Below are 18,676 nucleotides of genomic sequence, written 5' to 3'. Positions count from 1 at the left end.
CGCGCCGGGCTTGTTAAGCTGGGGCCGGTTCCCTACGACAGGCGGTGACATGCGCAGGCGGAATTTCCTCGGAACAGCGGCGTTGGCCGCCACGACCCTGATGCTGCCGCTGGCGGCCGGCCCGAATGCATTCGCCGCCGCGCCGCGCAAGCGATTGCTGCCGGTGGCCTTGAATCCCGGCGATACGGTCGGCCTGGTCAGCCCGTCCGCGGCCACCGACGAGCCGCTCGACCTGCAGCTGGCACAGGAGGCGATGGAAGCACTGGGCCTGAAGGTCAAGGTGGCCCCGCACCTCGCATCGCGTCGCGGCCATCTGGCGGGCACAGATGCCGAGCGGGCCGGCGACCTCAACGCGATGTTCGCCGACCGCGAGGTCAAGGCGATCGTCTGCGCGCGCGGCGGGTCCGGCGCGGCGCGCCTGTTGCCGCTGCTCGACTACGCGGCGATCCGCCGCAATCCGAAGATCCTGCTGGGCTACTCCGACATCACCGCGCTGCACAACGCGTTGCTGTCGCAGGCAGGCTTGGTGAGTTTCCATGGGCCCATCGGCATCGGCAGCTGGAATGCCTTCAACGCGGACCAGTTCCGCCGGGTGTTCTTCCAGCGCGAGCAGATGGAATACCGCAACAGCGCCGACAAGGGCGACGAGCTCGTCCAGCGGCGCAACCGCACCGTCACCCTCACCGGTGGCAAGGCGCAGGGCGAACTGGTGGGCGGCAACCTGTCGGTGCTGGTGGCGCTGGCGGGTTCGCCGTACTTGCCGGATTTCCGCGGCAAGATCCTGTTCCTCGAAGATGTCTCCGAGGCCCCGTACCGCATCGATCGCATGCTCAGCACGCTGCGCCTGATGGGCGCGCTCGACCAGGTAGCCGGCGTGATCTTCGGCGAATGCACCGACTGCGATCCCGGCAACGGCTATGGCTCGCTGACGCTGCCGGAAATCTTCGACGACTACTTCAAACCGCTGAAGGTGCCGACCTACCGCGGCGCGATGATCGGCCACATCCGCCAGCAGTTCATCGTGCCCGTCGGCGGGCGGGTGGAAATGGATGCAGACGCCGGTACGTTCCGGATGCTGGAGCCGGTGTTCCAGGGGTGAGAACACCGTTTCGCGCGCTTTGAACAATCGAAGCGACATTCTTCCGTCATTCGAGCACCCCGTCGACTGAAAGTCACCGCAAGGAGCACCGCATGACCACCGCCCCGAAGGACACCAGCGACGCGTCGCGCCGCATCGACGCGCGCATCGATGAGCTGCGCGACTGGCGGGGCGATGTGCTGGCGCGCGTGCGCGCCCTGATCCACGACGCCGATCCGGACGTCGTGGAAGACGTGAAATGGGTCAAGCCGACCAACCCGCATGGCGTGCCGACGTGGTCGCACAACGGGCTGGTGTGCACCGGCGAGGTCTACAAGGCCTACGTGAAGCTGACCTTCGCGCACGGCGCGAAGCTGGACGATCCCGACGATCTCTTCAACGCCAGCCTGGACGGCGGTACGCGCCGCGCCATCGACGTGCGCGAGCGCGATGTGCTGGATTCGGCGGCCTTCAAGGCGCTGTTCCTGCGCGCGGTGACGTTCAACAAGGCCAAGAAGGCCAAGGCCTGAGATGGCGACGAAGAAGGCCGCCGCGAAGAAAGTGCCTGCGAAGACGCTTGCGAAGAAGAAGACGTCGTCAGCGCCGCGCCTGCTGTCTGGTGGCAATCCGCAGATTCCGAAGGGCGAGGGCGATGCACCGGTGCGCGCTTACCTGGCCGCAGTGCCTGGATGGAAGAAGACCGTCGCCAAGCGCCTTGATGCGCTGATCGACGCAACCGTGCCCGGCGTGCGCAAGGCGGTGAAGTGGAACTCGCCCTTCTACGGCGCGCCCGGCGCGGAGGGATGGTTCCTCTCGTTCCATTGCTTCGAACGCTATCTCAAGGTGACCTTCTTCCGCGGCCAATCGCTGACGCCGGTACCGCCTGAAGCCTCGAAGGTGGCCGACGTCCGCTACGCCCACCTGCGCGAAGGCGAGGCGTTCGACGAAGTGCAGCTGGCGGACTGGATCACGCAGGCGAGTGGGTTGCCTGGCGAGAAGATGTAGGCGCTGCCGCTACATCAGGAGGCAATCGATCCCGTCCAGCACGATGTGGATCAACAGGCCGATGCCGAACCAACGGGTCTTCTTCGGCACGGTCAGGCCCGCGTACATCGCGATGGCGGGCCAGGTGTGCAGTGGGTGGAAGCCGATGCTGCAGCGCCCAGGGGCGTAGATCGGGTTGGCCAGCAGGTGGTCGAGGTCGATCACCCAGGCAGCAAGCATCCACAGCGCGGCCCGTTTCCAGTGTGCGGGCCAGAACAGGCGGGCCACCACCAGCGGCACGATGACGTGCAGCACGAGGTGGAAGGCAGGGCGGAACTCGAATTCCGGCATCGCGACCTCAGCGTCGCGATGCCAGCCAGCGATCCAGCTGGTTGGCGAACGCCTGCCGGTCGCGCGCGTTGAAGGCCGCCGGGCCACCGGTCTGCACGCCGGCCCCACGCAGCTCGTCCATGAAGTTCCGCATCGACAGCCGTTCGGCGATGTTGTCCGGCGTGAACCGCTCGCCGCGCGGATTGATCGCCTGCGCGCCGTTGGCCAGCACGCGTGCCGCCAACGGGATGTCCTGGGTGACGACGAGGTCGCCGCTGCGCGCGCGTTCGGCGATGGCGTCATCGGCCACGTCGAAGCCGCCCTGCACCTGCAAGGCGCGGATGAAGCGCGAGGGCGGGGTACGCAGCCACTGGTTGGCGATCAGGGTCACCTGAACCTGCGCACGTTCGGCGGCGCGGAACAGGATCTCCTTCACCGGCCCCGGGCATGCATCGGCATCCACCCACACTTGCGGCGGTGCCGCGGCGTCACTCATTCCGGCGTGTCGGCCGGGGCATCCTCGGTGCCGGTATCGGTCCGGGCGGCGTCGCGCTCGGCGCGCTTCTTGGCGTCTTTCTCTTCTTTCTTCTTCTTCTTGGCCAGCTCGCGCTGTCGTTTCTCGAAGGAGTAGTTGGGCGTAGGCATGCAGGGGGTCCAGGTGAGGGAAGGGGCCCGCCGGTGGCGGTCCGTACCCTCACACGATAGCCCGCGGGCGCGGTTGCTGGCTAATACGGACCGTTTCCGGCTCGCCGCGCCACCGGCCCTGCGATACCATCGGGTCGTCGGCCGCCTCCGGGGACTGGGGCGGTCAGGACGTCCTTCCATGGGGTGAAGAATGCGGCGGATCCTCTGCCTGGTGCTGGCGGCCTTGGTGCTGGCTGGCTGTTCGAAGCGCGTCGTCCACGAATTGCCGCCGCCTCCGCCGGAGGAGACGCCGGTGCCGCCTCCACCCCCGCCTCCGCCGCCGCCGCCGCCGCCGCCGCCGCCCAGCAGCGCCGCGGAAGCGGCTGCACGCGCCGAAGCCCAGCGACGTGCCGCCGCCGCCGAGGCCGAAGCACGCGCCCGCCAGCAGCGGGATGCGACCGCGCGGGAAGCCGCCGAGCGTGCCGCACGCGCCCGTGAGGCGGCGCAGTCTGGCAAGCCGCCGGAGAAGGATTTCGTCAACGTCGACGTGTTCTACGCCACCAACCGGGTGCCGGCGGCGGCGTTCGCTTCGCTGCCGCCGGGCGACCGCTTCACGTCGTCGCTGGCGCGCCAGCTCACTTACGGCACCGCGCGGATCAGCATTCCGAAGTCGCATGTGGCGGGCGAGCTCGAGTCGCCGCGCTGGTACCTGCTTGAGTTCAAGGAAGACGCCAAGCAGCACGTCATCCTGCAGGACGTCGGGCGGCTGGAGAAATCGCCGTTCTTCGCGCGGCTGTACGGCCGCGTCGGCGAATCGCACGGCAGCAATGCGTTCGTGTTCGTGCACGGGTACAACGTCAGCTTCCGCGACGCCGCCCGGCGTACGGCGCAGCTTGCTTACGACTTGCGCTTCGACGGTGCGCCGGTGTTCTACAGCTGGCCTTCGCAGGCCGCCCTGTCGGGCTACTTTACCGACGAGCAGAGCATCGCGCGCTCGGTGCCGTACATCGAGAACTTCCTGTCGGACCTCGCCGACCGCTCCGGCGCGCAGAACCTGTACGTGATCGGGCACAGCATGGGCACGCGCGGGCTGACCCAGGCGGTGCGCAACCTGGTTACCCGGCGTCCGGAGCTGCGCGGGCGCTTCCGCGGCATCATCCTGGCGGCACCGGATATCGACGCAAAGGTATTCCGCACCGAACTGGCGCCCGCGCTGCAGCGGGCGAGTGGCCGGGTCACGCTCTACGCGTCGTCGGAGGACCTGGCGCTGAAGGCGTCCAAGCAGGTCAACCGCGGGCCGCGCGCCGGCGACACCAGCGAAGGTGTCGTGCTGGTTTCCGGCGTGGACACCATCGATGTCTCCGGCGTGGACCAGAGCGTGCTGGCGCACTCCTACTTCATGGAGTCGGACAAGGTGATGGGCGACATCCGCGAGATGTTCCGCGCCAACCAGCCGGCTGCGCAGCGCAAGCCGCTGCAATCGGTGAAGCTGGGCGCGGGCATGTTCTGGAAGATCCTGCCGCCGCCGTGACGCGTTTCAGGCATCACCCCGTGGCGGAAAGCGCTGCGCGCGTGCGGGCCGTGGCGACCACGAACTCGCCCGGCATGCGGTAGCCCTGGCCGATGCGCCACGGCTGGATCGCCTGCAGGTAACGCGCGCGGACGCGCCGGCGGGTCGTTTCGTCGAAGCGCGACCAGGCCATCGCCACCGGACCACCGACGAAGGCGGCATCGCAGGCCTCCTCGTCATCGGCGTAAGCCAGCACGGCTTCGACGCGGTGCTCTTCCGCATCGACGAAACCGGCGCGCGCACAGAGCTCGGTGAGCATCCCCTCGTGGCCGAGTTGGAAGAACAGCGGACAAACGTCGCTCGCGACCTCTTCATCGACGATCGGAAACACCGGCGACCAGCCGCAGCGGGCGCGCTGGCCCCAGACCGCGACCGCGACGCGGCCTCCCGGACGCAGCGCGCCGTGGATGCCGCGCATCGCCTGGTCGGGGTCGGGCATGTACATCAGGCCCAACGCGCAGTACGCAAGGTCGAAACCGACGCCGGAGGTGTCCAGCGCTTCGCCGTCCATGCGCAGGAAGCGCGCATGGTGCAGCCCGCGCGCCCGCGCCTGAGCGTTGGCTTCGCCGACCATGCGTTCGGCGATGTCCACGCCGACCACGCGACCGCTGGTACCGACCGCTTCCGCCGCCGCCAGCGCCATCACGCCGGTGCCGCAGGCGACGTCGAGCACGGATTCGCCCGCGGCTGCTGGCGCCAACGCCAGCAACCGACGGTGCGCGTCCGACAGCTGCGCCTGCCACAGCGCGTCGTAGCGGGAGGCGGCGAGGTCCCAGCCGTAGCGCTGGACCCGCCGCTGCAGTCGCGCATGGTCCTTCACCGGCGCACGACCACGATTTCGAGGTACTCGCTGGGGATGACCAGGCCGTTGCCGTTGCCGCGGTCCATGCGGTCCATCAGCGCGTGCAGGTCCTGTTCGAGTTCGGCCGCCTTTTCGGCAGGCAATGCCTGGAAAGCCTTCTGCACCGGTCCGTACCAGGTGCGGAACACGTCGATCATGTGCGCCGCATCGCGGTAGCGGAAATTGAACATGCGCGCGGTGACGCCGATGGCGCCGGCGCGGTCGCCGAACAGCGACTGCACGTGCGCGGTGGTGCCCCACAGCGAGGGTGGCTGCACGCCGGCCGGCGGTGCGAGGTGGCGGCCGAGCACCTTGAACATCTGGCCGATGAAGCCCTCCGGCGTCCAGTTGGCGAGGCCGATGCGGCCGCCGGGACGGCAGACGCGCGCCAGTTCGCCCGCCGCGCGCGCGTGGTCCGGGGTGAACATCACGCCAAACGTGGACAGCACCACATCGAAACTCGCATCGGCGAAGGGCAGGGCCTCGGCATCGGCTTCGGCGAACGCGACGTGCAGCTGTTCGGCATCGGCGCGCGCCTGGCCCAGGTCGAGCAGGGCGGGCACGTAGTCGGTGGACACGACCTGGCCGCCGCGACGTGCCGCCGCCAGTGTCGCGTTGCCGTTGCCGGCGGCGACGTCGAGCACGCGCTCGTCCCAGCGCAGGTCGACGGCTTCGGCCAGGCGCTCGCCGACGATCTGCAAGGTGGTGCCGACCACGGCGTAGTTGCCACTGGACCAGGCGGCCTGCTGGCGTTGCTTGATGGCGTTCAGGTCGGGCGGGGTGGGGAGGGAGACGGCAACGGCGTTCATGCGGGGGAAACTCCAGGGATTGGGAGGTGCGCAGCGTCGCCGTCGCGCGGGGTCGCCGTCCTGACGGGGCGTCTGCCGGAGCTGGCCGGGCGTCCGGCGTCGGTGGCGCGGTTTCCCCGGCTTCCGCGATTCATTGCCGATCGTCCGGCGGCTGGCCGCGCGGGCTCCCGGCCCGCGTTGTTGCGCTCAGAATCCGGCTGCCCTGCCGTTCGATGGAGTCCCCCGTCCCATGAGTACCCCCCAAGACATCGCCCAGGCGATGCAACGCGCCGTCAGCGTGTTCGCCCGCCGGCCCGACATGGGCCTGCACGACGACGCGGCGGCCCGCGCGTCGTGGCAGCACGGGGCGCGGATCGTGGCGGCGCACGCCAGCGGCACGCGCATCGAATCCGACATGCCGGTGGAGCTGGGCGGTACCGGCGACCGGCCATCGCCGGGCTGGTTCTTCCGGGCGGGCATCGCGGCGTGCACGGCGACCGCGATCGCGATGGTCGCCGCCGAGCAAGGCATTGCACTCGACCATCTCGAAGTGGACGTCGGCAGCCGCTCCGATACGCGCGGCCTGCTCGGCATGCGCGATGCCGAGGGTGCCCCGATCGGTGCCTGCCCCGCGTCGATGCACGTGGACGTGGTGCTGCACGCGCAGGACGTCGAAGACGACCGACTGCATGCCGTCGTGCAGGAAGCACTGCGCCGCTCGCCGATGCAGGGTGCGCTGCTCGGCCGGCCGCCATTGACCGTCGATGTGGCGACGACACCCGCGCGAGCGGCCTGAGCGCATGGATGCGTTGTCGGAAATCCTGCGCGTGGTGCAGATGTCGGGCGCGTTCTTCGTCAACGCGCGCTTCAGTGCGCCCTGGTGCTACCAGTCGCCGAAGGCCGCATTGGCGGCGCCGTGGCTCGACCCCACGGCCGAACAGGTGGTGATCTTCCATCTGGTCACCGAAGGCGAATGCTTGGTGGAGATGGAAGGCATGCCGCCGCTGGCCATGCGCGAGGGCGACGTGGTGATGTTCCCCGGTGGTGCGGCGCATCGCATGGCATCCGCACCGGGTCTGCCGCCCCCACGCGGCGCGGCCGATCTCAAGAAGCTGTTCTCGAGCCGTCCACGACGGTTGGCGTATGGCGGTGGCGGCGCGCCGACCCGCATCGTCTGCGGCTACCTGGCCTGCGATACCCGGCTCGCGCGCTTGCTGCTGGATGGTCTGCCGCAAGTGGTGCGGATCAGCCTGCGCGATTCCGATGCCGGCGCTTGGCTGGAATCGTCCGTGCGCTACGCGCTGGCCGAAGCCCGCACGCCGCGTCCTGGCGGGGCCAGCCTGCTGTCGCGTCTGGCGGAGCTGTTGTTCATCGAAGTGCTGCGTCGCTACGTGCACCAGCATGAGGGCCACGCTGGTTGGCTCGCGGGCCTGGGCGACCGCGTCGTCGGCATGGCGCTGAATGCGCTGCACCAACAGCCGTGCCGCGAGTGGACGCTCGCCGACCTCGCGCGCGTCGCCGGCACATCGCGGTCGGTGCTGGCCGAACGCTTCCAGCAGTTGGTCGGCACCTCGCCCATGCAGTACCTGACCCAGTGGCGGATGCTGATGGCGGCCAACCTGTTACGGCGCAGCAATGCGCCGCTGTCGCGGGTGGCCGAAGAGGTGGGCTACCAGAACGACACGTCCTTCAGTCGCGCGTTCCGTCGCGAATACGGGCAGCCGCCGGCCGCCTGGCGGCGCAACCTGGCCGAGGCCGGCCAGGCCACGCACGCCTGATCCACGCAACGGTCAAGGCCGCCGCTTGTAGGTGATCTCCATCATTTTTGTTTCCTTGCCATCCGGGCCCGGGCCGTACATTTCGAGGACCTCGGTGTTCTTGTCGGTCCAGCGTGTGGTCATCCGGCTGCTCTGCGGCTTCTTCGTCACCGCGTCGTTGTGGGTACCGGTGTAGGTGCAGCTGAGCTGCGCGTCGCAGGTGCCCTCGCTGACCATCAGCCCCGTGCTCATGCTGTCGTTCCAGGTGCCCCAGTACTTGCCGGTGACGTTGTCGAACCCATGCAGGCCCTGCCCACTGAAGGGCTGGCCCATCATCTGCGAGGTCACTTCCTCCAGCATCACGCGATTGCCGAGGATCATCTTGCGCGTGGCGGTGCCGCCATCGGTGCTGGGCGGTGCGCCGGGCGCGTACCAGCTCTTCACGACCAGATCGTAGGTGCCGGCCATCGACGCCAGCCTGCCGTGCTCCATGCCCGGCGTGCCGGCCTTCTGGTAGGCCTCCATCATGGCCTGCATCTCCGGCGTCATCGCCGGCGGCTTGTCCTGGGCAGTCGCGGAACCTGCGAGGAGCAGGGCGGAAACTGAAACGGTCAACAGGATGACGCGGTGCATGGCGGCCCCTCCCGGGCGTGGCGGTGGCGCCGTTGTGCGCCTCGTCGCGCTCAGTTGGCGTGAAGACCGATGCGGCCGCCGTCAGCGGCGCAGGCCGACGACGCCGTCCAATGCGCGCTGTGCCTTGAAGCCCGCCTTCTCCAGCCGCTTGGCGACTTCCCCCGGCACGTCACGACCGCTGGTGAGCTTGTTGGGGCTGCCGGTGTAGTGGAAGAGCTTGCCGCCGCGACGCAATACGCGCGCAAGTTGGTCGTAGAACGCCTGCGAATACAGCTCGCCGGCGATGCCGAAGCGCGGTGGATCGTGCAGCACCGCATCGACGGACGCATCAGCGATGTCGGCGATGGCGCGGGACACGTCTGCATGCATGAGTTCGAGGCGGCCGCCGTGCCCGGGAGCTTCAGGGTCCGGCGACCACGGGTTGAGGGTGCGCAGCCACAACACGTCTTCGTTCTTTTCGAACGAGCGGATGCGCGCCGCGCCGGCCGCCAGGCAGCAGGCGGCGAAATAGCCCAGTCCGCCGCAGGTATCCAGCACCACCTTGCCGCGCGGTTCCACCAGCGCGACCTTGCGCTGCGCGTCGTCCAACGGCGATTCCTTCGACGTGGGCAGCATCTTGATGCCGTCGATCTCGAAGGTCGGCACGCCCCATTCCGTGGGTACGAGCTTGATCAGCGAACCGGCGAAGCGCGAGATCGGCGCGAATTCCTCGCCATCCCAGTGGTACAGCGTGCGGTCCTTCAGGCCGTCCGGATACGGATAGGCCGCGTCCTTCCACTGCCAGGCATCCGCGCCCAACCGGGCTTCGTCCTGCGTTCGGCCGAGGTCGAGCGAACCCTGCCAGGTGCCGTCGCCACGATCGCGCGCGGCGCGCAGCGCGTTCGCCGCGTCGCGGGTGAGGAGGGGGCCGGTGTAGTGGGGCATGCGGGGAGTCCGGACTTGCCGCCTTCATGGACGGCCTGGGATTTCGAGGGCGCTATTGGACGCGGTTGGCGCGCCACTGACAACTGCTACCATCGCGACCGGACAGCACAGGGAGGCACGCATGGGGATGCGTCAGTGGTGCATGGCAGCGTTGCTGCTGCTCAGCGGGGGTGGAGTTGCGCATGCGGAGACGGTGCTGCCGGCGTCGGGATCTGCACCGGTGCCGGATCACGATGTCGCGGTCGAAGCAGTGACGAACGCGAAGGAGGCGGCTTATCGCGAAATGCTGGCCCGCTTCGATGCATCCGAATCTTCGGGCGCCGCTGCGTTGATCGCCCGGTGTCGATTCATCGGAAATTACACCGAAGAAGATTATGGCGACTGGATCGCGTCGGCGTCCGAGGACTACGAGGCTTGCCTCGAACGTCTCCGCCAGCGCTGGGCAAGCAAGCCTGAGGCGCAGTTGTTCCTCTACCAGCAGATGTGGGGCGAGGACGCGGTCGAAGAAGGGGCTGCGCTGATCGAGCGGTCGAACGCATGGCCGGCTGCCCTGCGCGCCGACCTGTACGCCCGCCAGTCGAAGTTGCTGGAAGGCCTTCACGAAAAGGAGAAAGCCCAGGAGATGGCCTTGCGGGCGGCCCGTCTCGGCAACCCGGAGAGCGTGCCGCTGGCGGTCGAGGGCCTCCTGGCGAAGCAGGACGTGGCCGCTGCCACCCGCTTGTTGCGCGACTCGCCCGCGGCGACCGATGCCTGGCGCGCCGATCAGCGCTTGGCGGCTGCCTTGAAGTTCAAGGATGCGCGCGTCGCCCAAGGGGAACTGAAACGTTACGACGGCAAGGATCTCGACCTGGATGCTGCACTGGTCGCACGCACGCATCTCAATGCCGGCGACCTGGCGGCAGCCCATCGCGCGCTGGAGAAGGCAGGTGAGGGCGACGATGAAGTCCGCGCGCGCTTCGACCTCGCGCTGGCGCAGGCGGACATCCCGGCGGCGGTCGCGCAGATCGATGTTACCGACACCGGCGAGATTGCGACCCACCTGGAGCGCTTCGCCGTACTGGCGAACCAGCATCCTGCTTCCATCTTCCGCCTCCCGATGCTCGGCATGGCCCTGATGTCCGGCGGCATCCTGCTGGTCCTGGCCTTGTTGCCGCTGATGCTCCTTGTTCCCGTGCACTACCGGGGACTGGCGCGACGCGTGCAGGGCCGCGCGCCCGTGGCACTGTTCCCGGGCATCGGGTTGCGACACGCGTGGTGGGGCATGGCGCTCATGCTGGCGTTGCCGTTCCTGATTGCCGGCGTGGTCGAGCCACGTTCGATTGCCAGCCTTTTTTCCGGGGATGCTCTGCCGGACGCCAATGCGTTCGCGAGGATCAATTTCTGGAGTTCGGTCGCAAGCCTGGCGCTGCTGGTGCCTGTCGCCTGGTGCCTGGGACGAGAGGGCTTCAGCGGCCGCATCACCTGGTGGCGGCAGGCGGCCTGGCTGCTCGCTGCGCTGGTGATGCTGTCCGCGGTGATCTACCTGCAAGGCGCCTGGCTCCAGTGGCGTGCGGAAGACAGTCGCACCGGGCAGACGGAAGCGATCGAACGCCTCCTCACGGGCGGGCAGTCGATCTATGGGACCGTCCTGACGTTCCTGCTGATCGCGATGCTGGGGCCCATCGTCGAGGAACTGATGTTCCGGGGCATGCTGCTCGGAGGCATGGCGCGCCATATCAGTTTCGGATGGTCCAACGTCCTCCAGGCGTTGTTGTTCGCCGCCGTCCACAACGACCTGCCGCGCTTCTTCTTCTATTTCGCCATGGGATTGTTGGCGGGAATGCTCGTTCGCAGGACAGGGTCGCTCGTGCCGGCGATCCTGTTGCATGCCATCAACAATGGAGTGTTCTTCCTGTTGGCCACCTAGGCGTCGTTCGTGTCCGCGCGAATCGGGTTGTTATAGTGCGTGCCCCGTTCCGGACCCATTGCCATGCACACCATCGAACGTTTCCACCCCATCGGTACGCCGGGCACGCCTTGGGGCGCGGGGGAGAAAGCCGCATGGCGCGCGCAGCAGCGCGTGCGGCGGCGTTATGCGGACGACGTGGTGGTGTCGCTCGATCGCCTGCGCGAGCGTTTCGACGTGGACACGTATGGTGAGCTCGACTACGGTCCGGGCGAACGCTATCCGCTGTATGCGGTGCGCAGCCGCGCCTGGAACGATACGCTGCCGCTGATGCTCGTCACCGGCGGCGTGCATGGCTACGAGACCAGTGGCGTGCACGGTGCGCTGCAGTTCCTCGAACAGCGCGCCGTCGAGTACGCCGGCCGTGCCAACCTGTTGGTGGTGCCGTGCGTGAGCCCGTGGGGCTACGAGCGCATCCATCGATGGAACGCCGATGCGCTGGACCCGAACCGCTCCTTCCGCGCAGATAGCCCTGCGCAGGAATCCGCGGCCCTGATCGCGCTGGTGGCGCCGGTGAAGGACCGCGTGCTGATGCACATCGACCTGCACGAAACCACCGACAGCGACGAGACCGAGTTCCGGCCCGCGCTCGCTGCGCGCGATGGCAAGCCGTTCGAGCCCGGCGAGATTCCCGACGGCTTCTACCTGGTGGACGACAGCGAGAACCGGCAGCCCGTATTCCAGCAGGCGGTGATCGCCGCGGTGGCGCGAGTGACCCACATCGCACCCGCCGACGCCCAGGGCGAGATCATCGGGTCGCCGGTGGTCGCCGAAGGCGTCATCGAATATCCGGTGAAGTCGCTGGGCCTGTGCACCGGCATCACCGACGCGCGCTACACCACCATCACCGAGGTCTATCCCGATAGTCCGAAGGCTACCCCGGTGCAGTGCAACGACGCGCAGGTCGCGGCCGTGGTCGCCGCGATCGACTACGCGCTGGCCCATCCGTGAGGACGGGCCAGCCCTCGCTCATTTGACGGCCGGCAGCAGCTTCTCGGTGATCAGGCGGAAGGTCAGCCTCGGCGCGTTCTGCACCTGGTAGTTGGTGGTCGTGACGACGACCACCAGCTTCTGTTCCGGGAACACCCGCACGGTATTGCCACCCGTGCCGTTCATCGCGTACGAATCGAACGTGCGACCGCCGCTGGTCTCGTGGTGCAGCCACCACAGGTAGCCATAGTCGATACCATCTTCGATGCGCGCATGCGGGCGGATCGAATCGGCGACCCAGGCGGCAGGCACGATCTGCTTGCCCTGCCAGCGTCCGCCGTTGCGGTACAACTCGCCGAGTGCGAGCAGGTCCCGGCTGCGCAAACCCAGCCCGCCGCCGGCCTGTGCCAGTCCCTGTGGCGAGAACTGCCACGCCGGTGCGGCGATGCCGAGCGGATCGAACAGCGTGCGCTGCGCGAAAGTGGCCAGCGGTTCGCCCGCGGCGGACTGGACGACCGCACCGAGCGTGGTGACGCCGGCAGTGCAGTAGCGGAAGCTGCGGCCGTACGGGGCATCCTTGGGCGGGGTCATCCAGGCGGTGTAGCCCTGGATGGGCAGATCGAGGTAGAAGCCCACCCAGTCCTCGATCAGGTACATGCGCTCTTCATTGCCGCGCGACCAGGTATTCCAGTCATCGCATTCCAGCGAAGAAGACATCGTCATCAGGTCTTCGAAGGTGATCGCATCCTTGCGCGGGTCGGGCAGCGCCGGCGATGGGCGCTTGAGCAGCGGCAGGATCCGCGCCTGTGCGCCTTCCAGCTTGCCTTGGCCCACTGCGATGCCGGCCAGCATGCCGGCCACGGTCTTGGTGGCCGAGCGGGTGTTGCGCCGTGCCTCGGGACCCGCTTCGTCGAAGTAGCGCTCGTACACCAGCACGCCATCGCGGGCGATGAGCACGCTGGTCACCTGCTTGAACTCGCCGGCGGCGACGACGCGCTCCATCTCGGCGAGTGCGGCGGCATCCAGGCCGTGGTCGGCCGGCGCTCCCCGTCGCCAGTCCGCGGCATGGACCGGCGGAGCGAGCAGGGCGCACGACAGCAACAACGGCGTTATCAGGTGACGCATGGGCAGGTCCTTTGAGTGAAGAAGGAGGCACGATGACGAAGCGCGCAGGTGATGGCTTGCACGCGGGCAACGTGTTCGTTCAGAGAGTCGAGCGGAAGGCCGTGGGCGGCATCCGGTAGGCACGGACGAACAGGCGATGGAAATGCGCCTGATCGGCGAACCCGCAGTCCGTGGCGATCGTCGCGACGGTGGCGCGTCCTTGCCGGAGCATGCCCGCAGCGCGTGCGATCCGCAGGCGGCGCGAGTACTCCGTCGGCGTGCAGCCGTGGCGGCGACGGAACACGCGCGCCAGATGCACCGGGTGCACGTCGCACGCTTGCGCCAGCGAGAGAGTGTCTGCGGGAGTGTCGTGATGGTCATGCAGCCAGGCTTCAGCGCGGGCCAGCCAAGCGGGCCAACCACGGCATGCAGGTGCCGGGTTGGCGACGGCGTCGAGCAGCTCGTCGAACAGGGGCTCCGCCAGCAATCCGTCGTCGCCACGCCAATCGGTGCAGGCGTGTGCCAAGCCATGCGCGAAGGCCTGTGCGCGGCGACCCGCACGCACGGCGCCCTGGTCCAGGCCACGCTTCAACACGCCTTCCATCGTGGAAGGCAGTGCAACGGTCATGAATTCGCCGTCCAGGTCATGGAAACGGTCGCGATGCGTGGTGGCCGGTGGCGTGTAGATGAGCGTGCCTGGGGTGCATTCCGGCGGGCCGCCCGTCGCGGACGTCAGGTAGCGGCCACGCAACAGCAGCACGAGGTGTGCCTCGTCGTGGGTGTGCCGCACCAGGGCGCGAGCCGGCACCGTCGGCACGAGTCGCGCGATCTGCACACCATTGGCGAGGCGTCGGACAGTGCCCGCCCCGAGGCTCCCGGCGCGTCGCGGGGTGTCGTCGGGTGTCGCCGCACCGGCATGCGTCAGTGGCGCACGGGAAGCACAAGCGGTGGCAGGCATGCGATCTCGAGGGTCGGTGGGGCGCAACGACAGTCGCACGCGCGCTCGATGCGGGCACCGCCGGTGCGACGAAACGGGGAAGGAAGCGACGAAAGCCCGACGAGACGGCCTGCCGTTCGTCTGCTACACGCATGAACGTCGTGAACGGTCGGGTTTGCGTGGCCGTGCGCCCGGGAGGGCGGCGTCTTGTCCTTGTGGGCGATTCGCTCCGGAGGAACGGCTCATGCGTCAGGTCTTGCATGCAGGATTGATCGTGGCGGTCGGCGTGATGGTCGGCTGCAAGTTCCAGGTGGTACCGCGTGCGGTGGAGCCGCTGGCGCAGGGAAAGATCGTCGGTACCTTCAAGTTCGAGCGGCGCTGGCAGGGCACCGATCTCAATACCGGCGGCGGCTGCCTGGTCTTCCAGAACGCGGCACCGTTGACGTGCGATGGCGGAGCGTTCTGCCAGGCGAACAAGCCCGCCGGTGCCGGCTATGGCTATTGCCTGAGCAAGTCGGTGTCGGTCTGGGGTGCGCAGGGAAAGGGGCCACAGCAGTGCTGGTGGCAGCCCGCGCCGGCCTCTTGCCTGCGCGGGACGCTTGTCGAGCCGTTGAAGGTCGGCGAGGTCTATCGCACGACGCCCGCCGTGGCGGCCAAGCCGCCGGGTAGCAAACCTGTCGTGCGCTGGCGTGTGCTCACGTGCACCAACATCGCACAGGGCAAGTGCGCCGACCCCAACGCCGGCGACGGAGAGCGCATGTATCTCGCCGGACCGATCTGGTCGAACTGAGGGCCGGGCACGAGTCAGGTGGCCGGGTGTAGGCTGCCCGCACAGTGTCGATGTGGGAGCGGGTCATGGCGACCGGATGGGCAGGCGATGGTGCGGTACAGGACCAGATCGATGCGACCGTGAAGGACGGCATCGAGCGGGCGCGGCGCGCGTTGCCGAAGGGCCCCAGTCTCAGCCAGTGCGAGGAATGCGACAAGCCGATTCCCCTGGCGCGGCAGAAGGCTGTTCCCGGCGTACGCCTGTGCGTGGGCTGCCAGGAAGCAGCCGACCAGGACGAACAAGCCGGCGGCCTCTACAACCGACGGGGCAGCAAGGACAGCCAGCTGCGTTGATACGTTCGCACGTGCCTGCCTTGGTTCGATCTGCATGACGACTCTTCATACCGTCGCCGCCGTCATCCTCAATGCGCAGGGCGAGGTGCTGCTGGTGCGCAAGCGCGCATCGGCCATCTTCATCCAGCCGGGAGGCAAGACCGAGCCGGGCGAAGAGCCGTTGTCCGCGCTCGCGCGCGAACTGGACGAAGAGCTAGGCGTACAACTCGACCATGCGTCGGCCGTGTGGCTGGGCGAATTCGAGGCGGAGGCGGTCAACGAACCCGGCCTCCGCGTGCGTGCGCATGCGTATCGCTGCGCGGTGCACGGCACGCCCGCGCCCCAGGCCGAGATCGAAGCGTTCGTGTGGGTCGACCCTGCGGGCCCGTACCCGGTGACGATCGCGCCACTGAGCGCGGGGCACATCCTGCCCGCTTTGCTGGCGTGGCAGGGCAGGGGCACGGCGATCCCGTCCTGATCCGACCTCAAGTTCCCTGTGCATCCGCCGCTACCGTCTCAACGGGTACGTCTGGGGACGCGCGTGGCACTGCTGGGGGCACTGACATCGTGGTGGCAACGCGGGCGCACAGCGGTCGTCACGCCGGGCGCGGCTTCGATTGCGCCGCCGCGCGCCATGGCGGCCACCACCACGGCGCCCGCCGTTGACCGCAACTGGGCAAGCGCATTGCTTGAACTGGCATACGAGGGCCAACCAGCACCGCTGCCGCCCGAGGCGACGGCGGCCGTCCGGGAGGCCGCCGAAAAGACATTGGCGCGCTTCGCAGAGGCGCCGCAGCGCCTGCCGCGTCGCCCGCAGTTGCTCCCCCAGCTGCTGAGCACCCTCAACGACGATGAGGCCTCCGGTCGCGAGATCGCCGGCGTCATCGCGCGCGACCCCGCACTGGCGGCGCATCTGCTCCGGCTCGCGAACAGCGCGCTGTACCGCACCCAGCCCGCACCGATCGAAAACCTCGACCGCGCCGTCGCGCTGGTCGGCACGGAAGGTCTCCGCCAACTCGTGGCGATGGCGGTAATGCAGCCCGTCATGCGGATGGATGGCGGTGCGCTCGGTGCGCTGCCCGACCTGATCTGGGACCACACGCAGCGCACGGCGCTCGCCGCCGCGCAGTTCGCTAAAACGGTGGAACGCGAAGACGCCTTCGCCGCCCAGTTGCTCGCGTTGCTCCAGGGGTTGGGCGCCATCCTCGTGGCGCAGGCGCTCCGCGACGCGTGCGTGCAGCACGGTGGTGTACCGGATGTGGTGATCGCGGCGCATCTCTTGCAGGATGCGTCGCCGCGCTTGGGGCGCGCCGTGGCACGCGAGTGGGGATTGTCCGAACGCCTGCTGCAAGGCCTGGATGACCAGGCCATCGACGATACCGCACGCATGACCGGCCTCGGGCGTGCGCTGGCAGCTGCGGCCCCTCACGCCAGCGCCGCAATGGCATCCGCACGGATCGCCGACGCCGCCTGATCACCCGGTTGCAGCGCCAGTCAGGCAACGGGCCGTGGTTTGACGTTGCGCTCATATCCGCTGCGGTATTCCTGCATCGTCAGGGAACCAGGCGAGGTGTACCAATGACGCTGGCGCTGCGTTGCCGTTGCGGGCAAGTGAAAGGAATCGTTTCGACCCAGCGCGCCTACGTGCGCGCCACCTGTTACTGCAAGGATTGCCAAGCCTACGCGCGCCATCTTGGCCAGCCGGGCCTGATGGATGCGCAGGGCGGCACCGACATCGTGGCGATGAATCCGCTCGCCGTGCGATTCACGGCGGGCGAAGAAAACATCGCGGGCCTGTGCCTGCGCGACGGCGGCCTGTTCCGCTGGTACGCGGCGTGTTGCCGCACCCCCCTCGGCAACACGCCGCACGACGGCCGCGTGGCGTACGTGGGCATGGTCACGACCTGCCTGGCACCTGCGGCGGGGTTGGATGCCGCATTCGGGCCCGCGGGACGGGTCGTGCTCAACACCGGATCCGCGACCGGCGCTGTCGGGGGAACGCCGGTTGGGTTCCTGTTGGGCGGAGCACGCATCGCCGCCGGCATCCTGGGCGCCAAGGTCCGTCGCCAGACGCCTGGCCTGTTTTTCAACCCATCCGGGCAGACGCTCCGTACGGCGTATCCGCTCAATGCCGGGGAGCGCCACGCCGTTGGTCTGGAGACCGGCTGATGGGTCGCCCCCCGGATTGACCTTGGATATTTGTCTGACTAAAGTCAGGCAATGGACGACACCCAGCGGCTGCGCCGTTTCAACCGTACCGTTACCCGCCGCATCGGCGTGCTGACCGACGACTACCTCGGGCACGGCCGTCCGCTGGCCGAATCGCGCCTGCTGTTCGAAGTGGGGCGCGAAGGGGGCGACGTTCGCGATCTGCGTGCGCGCCTGGCACTCGACTCGGGCTATGCCAGTCGGCTGCTGCGCGCGTTGGAAGCGCAGGGCCTGGTCCGGGTGCACGCGTCCACGGCCGATGCCCGAGCGCGTCGCGTGGTGCTGACGGCGAAGGGCCGTCGTGAAGTGGATGCACTCGACCGCGATTCGCAGGCGCTGGCCGATGCCCTGTTGGCGCCGCTGTCGGAACGGCAACGCGCGCGCATGCTGGCGGCGATGGACGAAGTGGAGGCCCTGCTGCGTGCTTCCGCGGTGGAGATCCGGGTGGCGGATCCGGCCAGTGTGGAGGCGCAGGCCTGCATCCGCGCCTATCTCGATGAGCTCGATGCCCGTTTCGAGACAGGCTTCGACGCCGCACGCAGCGTTTCGGCCAATCCGCACGAACTGGTGCCGCCGCAGGGTGTGTTCCTGCTGGGTTGGCTGGATGGCGCGGCGATCGGATGCGGCGGTTTGAAAGTGACGGGCGAGGGCACCGGCGAGATCAAGCGCATGTGGGTCGCGTCTGGCGCGCGCGGCCTGGGTGTCGCGCAGCGTTTGCTCGATGCGCTGGAAGGGCATGCCCATGCGTTCGGGCTCGGGCGCTTGCGGCTGGACACCAACCGCACGCTGGTCGAAGCGCGAGCGCTCTATGCACGCAACGGCTATCGGGAAATTCCCGCCTACAACGACAACCCGTACGCGGACCATTGGTTCGAGAAGTCGCTGCGGGGTTGACGCGGCCAACCTCTGGCACGGTCCCGCG

At 68.4% G+C, this 18,676-nt stretch carries 23 protein-coding genes; 14 read left to right on the top strand and 9 right to left on the bottom strand.

Going from position 1 to position 18,676, the window contains the following annotated elements:
- The first annotated feature begins 82 nt into the window (after nt 1–82).
- The 3 genes from ACSION_RS12440 (at nt 83) to ACSION_RS12430 (ending at nt 2,083) form a co-directional block, all read left to right on the top strand.
- Nucleotides 83–1,099: a S66 peptidase family protein gene (locus ACSION_RS12440; RefSeq protein WP_435306146.1), complete on the top strand. Its 1,017-nt coding sequence runs from the start codon at nt 83–85 to the stop codon at nt 1,097–1,099.
- Nucleotides 1,100–1,191: 92 nt separating this feature from the next.
- Nucleotides 1,192–1,608, top strand: coding sequence for a DUF1801 domain-containing protein (locus ACSION_RS12435; RefSeq protein ID WP_435306145.1), 417 nt, complete (start codon nt 1,192–1,194; stop codon nt 1,606–1,608).
- Between the two features lies 1 nt (nt 1,609).
- Complete coding sequence (locus ACSION_RS12430) at nt 1,610–2,083, top strand: DUF1801 domain-containing protein (protein ID WP_435306144.1); 474 nt, start codon at nt 1,610–1,612, stop codon at nt 2,081–2,083.
- A 9-nt stretch (nt 2,084–2,092) separates the two neighbouring features.
- On the opposite strand, the gene ACSION_RS12425 is transcribed toward ACSION_RS12430, so the two are convergent.
- Genes ACSION_RS12425 through ACSION_RS12415 form a run of 3 tightly spaced genes read right to left on the bottom strand, consistent with a single transcriptional unit; the run spans nt 2,093 to nt 3,037 of the window.
- Nucleotides 2,093–2,413 carry a DUF6122 family protein gene (locus tag ACSION_RS12425; protein WP_435306143.1) on the bottom strand — a complete coding sequence of 107 codons (321 nt, stop codon included), beginning with the start codon at nt 2,411–2,413 and terminating at the stop codon, nt 2,093–2,095.
- A 7-nt stretch (nt 2,414–2,420) separates the two neighbouring features.
- Nucleotides 2,421–2,888: a YaiI/YqxD family protein gene (locus ACSION_RS12420; RefSeq protein WP_435306142.1), complete on the bottom strand. Its 468-nt coding sequence runs from the start codon at nt 2,886–2,888 to the stop codon at nt 2,421–2,423.
- The gene (locus tag ACSION_RS12415; protein WP_435306141.1) at nt 2,885–3,037 is read right to left on the bottom strand and encodes a hypothetical protein; all 153 of its coding nucleotides are present in this window, start codon (nt 3,035–3,037) and stop codon (nt 2,885–2,887) included. Before ACSION_RS12415 ends, ACSION_RS12420 begins: the two co-directional genes overlap by 4 nt.
- A 190-nt stretch (nt 3,038–3,227) precedes the next feature.
- Between ACSION_RS12415 and ACSION_RS12410 the strand changes: the two genes are divergently transcribed.
- Nucleotides 3,228–4,547, top strand: coding sequence for an alpha/beta hydrolase (locus tag ACSION_RS12410; RefSeq protein ID WP_435306140.1), 1,320 nt, complete (start codon nt 3,228–3,230; stop codon nt 4,545–4,547).
- Between the two features lie 13 nt (nt 4,548–4,560).
- Here ACSION_RS12410 and ACSION_RS12405 read toward each other — a convergent pair whose 3' ends face one another.
- Nucleotides 4,561–5,406 carry a class I SAM-dependent methyltransferase gene (locus ACSION_RS12405; RefSeq protein WP_435306139.1) on the bottom strand — a complete coding sequence of 282 codons (846 nt, stop codon included), beginning with the start codon at nt 5,404–5,406 and terminating at the stop codon, nt 4,561–4,563.
- Entirely contained in the window at nt 5,403–6,236 is an 834-nt protein-coding gene (locus tag ACSION_RS12400) for a class I SAM-dependent methyltransferase (RefSeq protein WP_435306138.1), read from the bottom strand. The genes ACSION_RS12405 and ACSION_RS12400 overlap by 4 nt, the downstream gene beginning before the upstream one ends.
- 229 nt (nt 6,237–6,465) lie before the next feature.
- Here ACSION_RS12400 and ACSION_RS12395 point away from each other — a divergent pair, with 229 nt between their 5' ends.
- Both ACSION_RS12395 and ACSION_RS12390 read left to right on the top strand, forming a co-directional pair.
- Nucleotides 6,466–7,011, top strand: a complete 546-nt coding sequence (locus tag ACSION_RS12395) for an OsmC family protein (protein WP_435306137.1) — start codon at nt 6,466–6,468, stop codon at nt 7,009–7,011.
- Between the two features lie 4 nt (nt 7,012–7,015).
- Nucleotides 7,016–7,993 carry an AraC family transcriptional regulator gene (locus tag ACSION_RS12390; protein ID WP_435306136.1) on the top strand — a complete coding sequence of 326 codons (978 nt, stop codon included), beginning with the start codon at nt 7,016–7,018 and terminating at the stop codon, nt 7,991–7,993.
- Nucleotides 7,994–8,005: 12 nt separating this feature from the next.
- Here the strand turns inward: ACSION_RS12390 and ACSION_RS12385 are convergent, their stop codons facing one another.
- Entirely contained in the window at nt 8,006–8,605 is a 600-nt protein-coding gene (locus ACSION_RS12385; protein ID WP_435306135.1) for a DUF1579 domain-containing protein, read from the bottom strand.
- Between the two features lie 81 nt (nt 8,606–8,686).
- Nucleotides 8,687–9,529, bottom strand: a complete 843-nt coding sequence (locus tag ACSION_RS12380) for a class I SAM-dependent methyltransferase (RefSeq protein ID WP_435306134.1) — start codon at nt 9,527–9,529, stop codon at nt 8,687–8,689.
- A gap of 55 nt (nt 9,530–9,584) precedes the next feature.
- On the opposite strand from ACSION_RS12380, the gene ACSION_RS12375 reads away from it, so the two are divergent.
- Both ACSION_RS12375 and ACSION_RS12370 read left to right on the top strand, forming a co-directional pair.
- A complete protein-coding gene (locus ACSION_RS12375; protein WP_435306133.1) occupies nt 9,585–11,435 on the top strand; it encodes a CPBP family intramembrane glutamic endopeptidase in 1,851 nt (616 codons plus the stop codon).
- 63 nt (nt 11,436–11,498) lie between these two features.
- Nucleotides 11,499–12,425 carry a M14 family metallopeptidase gene (locus ACSION_RS12370; RefSeq protein ID WP_435306132.1) on the top strand — a complete coding sequence of 309 codons (927 nt, stop codon included), beginning with the start codon at nt 11,499–11,501 and terminating at the stop codon, nt 12,423–12,425.
- Between the two features lie 18 nt (nt 12,426–12,443).
- Here the strand turns inward: ACSION_RS12370 and ACSION_RS12365 are convergent, their stop codons facing one another.
- Both ACSION_RS12365 and ACSION_RS12360 read right to left on the bottom strand, forming a co-directional pair.
- Nucleotides 12,444–13,529, bottom strand: a complete 1,086-nt coding sequence (locus tag ACSION_RS12365) for a serine hydrolase domain-containing protein (protein ID WP_435306131.1) — start codon at nt 13,527–13,529, stop codon at nt 12,444–12,446.
- Between the two features lie 79 nt (nt 13,530–13,608).
- Nucleotides 13,609–14,466, bottom strand: a complete 858-nt coding sequence (locus ACSION_RS12360) for an AraC family transcriptional regulator (protein ID WP_435306130.1) — start codon at nt 14,464–14,466, stop codon at nt 13,609–13,611.
- A gap of 223 nt (nt 14,467–14,689) precedes the next feature.
- Here ACSION_RS12360 and ACSION_RS12355 point away from each other — a divergent pair, with 223 nt between their 5' ends.
- The 6 genes from ACSION_RS12355 (at nt 14,690) to ACSION_RS12330 (ending at nt 18,648) form a co-directional block, all read left to right on the top strand.
- Nucleotides 14,690–15,235: a hypothetical protein gene (locus ACSION_RS12355; protein WP_435306129.1), complete on the top strand. Its 546-nt coding sequence runs from the start codon at nt 14,690–14,692 to the stop codon at nt 15,233–15,235.
- A 65-nt stretch (nt 15,236–15,300) separates the two neighbouring features.
- Nucleotides 15,301–15,567, top strand: a complete 267-nt coding sequence (locus ACSION_RS12350; protein WP_435306128.1) for a DksA/TraR family C4-type zinc finger protein — start codon at nt 15,301–15,303, stop codon at nt 15,565–15,567.
- A 34-nt stretch (nt 15,568–15,601) separates the two neighbouring features.
- Nucleotides 15,602–16,024: an NUDIX hydrolase gene (locus ACSION_RS12345; RefSeq protein WP_435306127.1), complete on the top strand. Its 423-nt coding sequence runs from the start codon at nt 15,602–15,604 to the stop codon at nt 16,022–16,024.
- A 63-nt stretch (nt 16,025–16,087) separates the two neighbouring features.
- Nucleotides 16,088–17,020 (top strand): HDOD domain-containing protein, encoded by a 933-nt coding sequence (locus ACSION_RS12340; RefSeq protein ID WP_435306126.1) that lies wholly within the window; start codon nt 16,088–16,090, stop codon nt 17,018–17,020.
- A gap of 104 nt (nt 17,021–17,124) precedes the next feature.
- Nucleotides 17,125–17,715 carry a DUF6151 family protein gene (locus tag ACSION_RS12335; protein WP_435306125.1) on the top strand — a complete coding sequence of 197 codons (591 nt, stop codon included), beginning with the start codon at nt 17,125–17,127 and terminating at the stop codon, nt 17,713–17,715.
- 51 nt (nt 17,716–17,766) lie between these two features.
- Nucleotides 17,767–18,648, top strand: a complete 882-nt coding sequence (locus ACSION_RS12330; RefSeq protein WP_435306124.1) for a bifunctional helix-turn-helix transcriptional regulator/GNAT family N-acetyltransferase — start codon at nt 17,767–17,769, stop codon at nt 18,646–18,648.
- The last annotated feature ends 28 nt before the right edge of the window (nt 18,649–18,676 follow it).

Source organism: Pseudoxanthomonas sp. LjRoot125, from assembly GCF_964252705.1.
Taxonomy (GTDB): Bacteria; Pseudomonadota; Gammaproteobacteria; order Xanthomonadales; family Xanthomonadaceae; genus Pseudoxanthomonas_A.
This window is presented reverse-complemented; position numbering and strand designations above follow the sequence as displayed.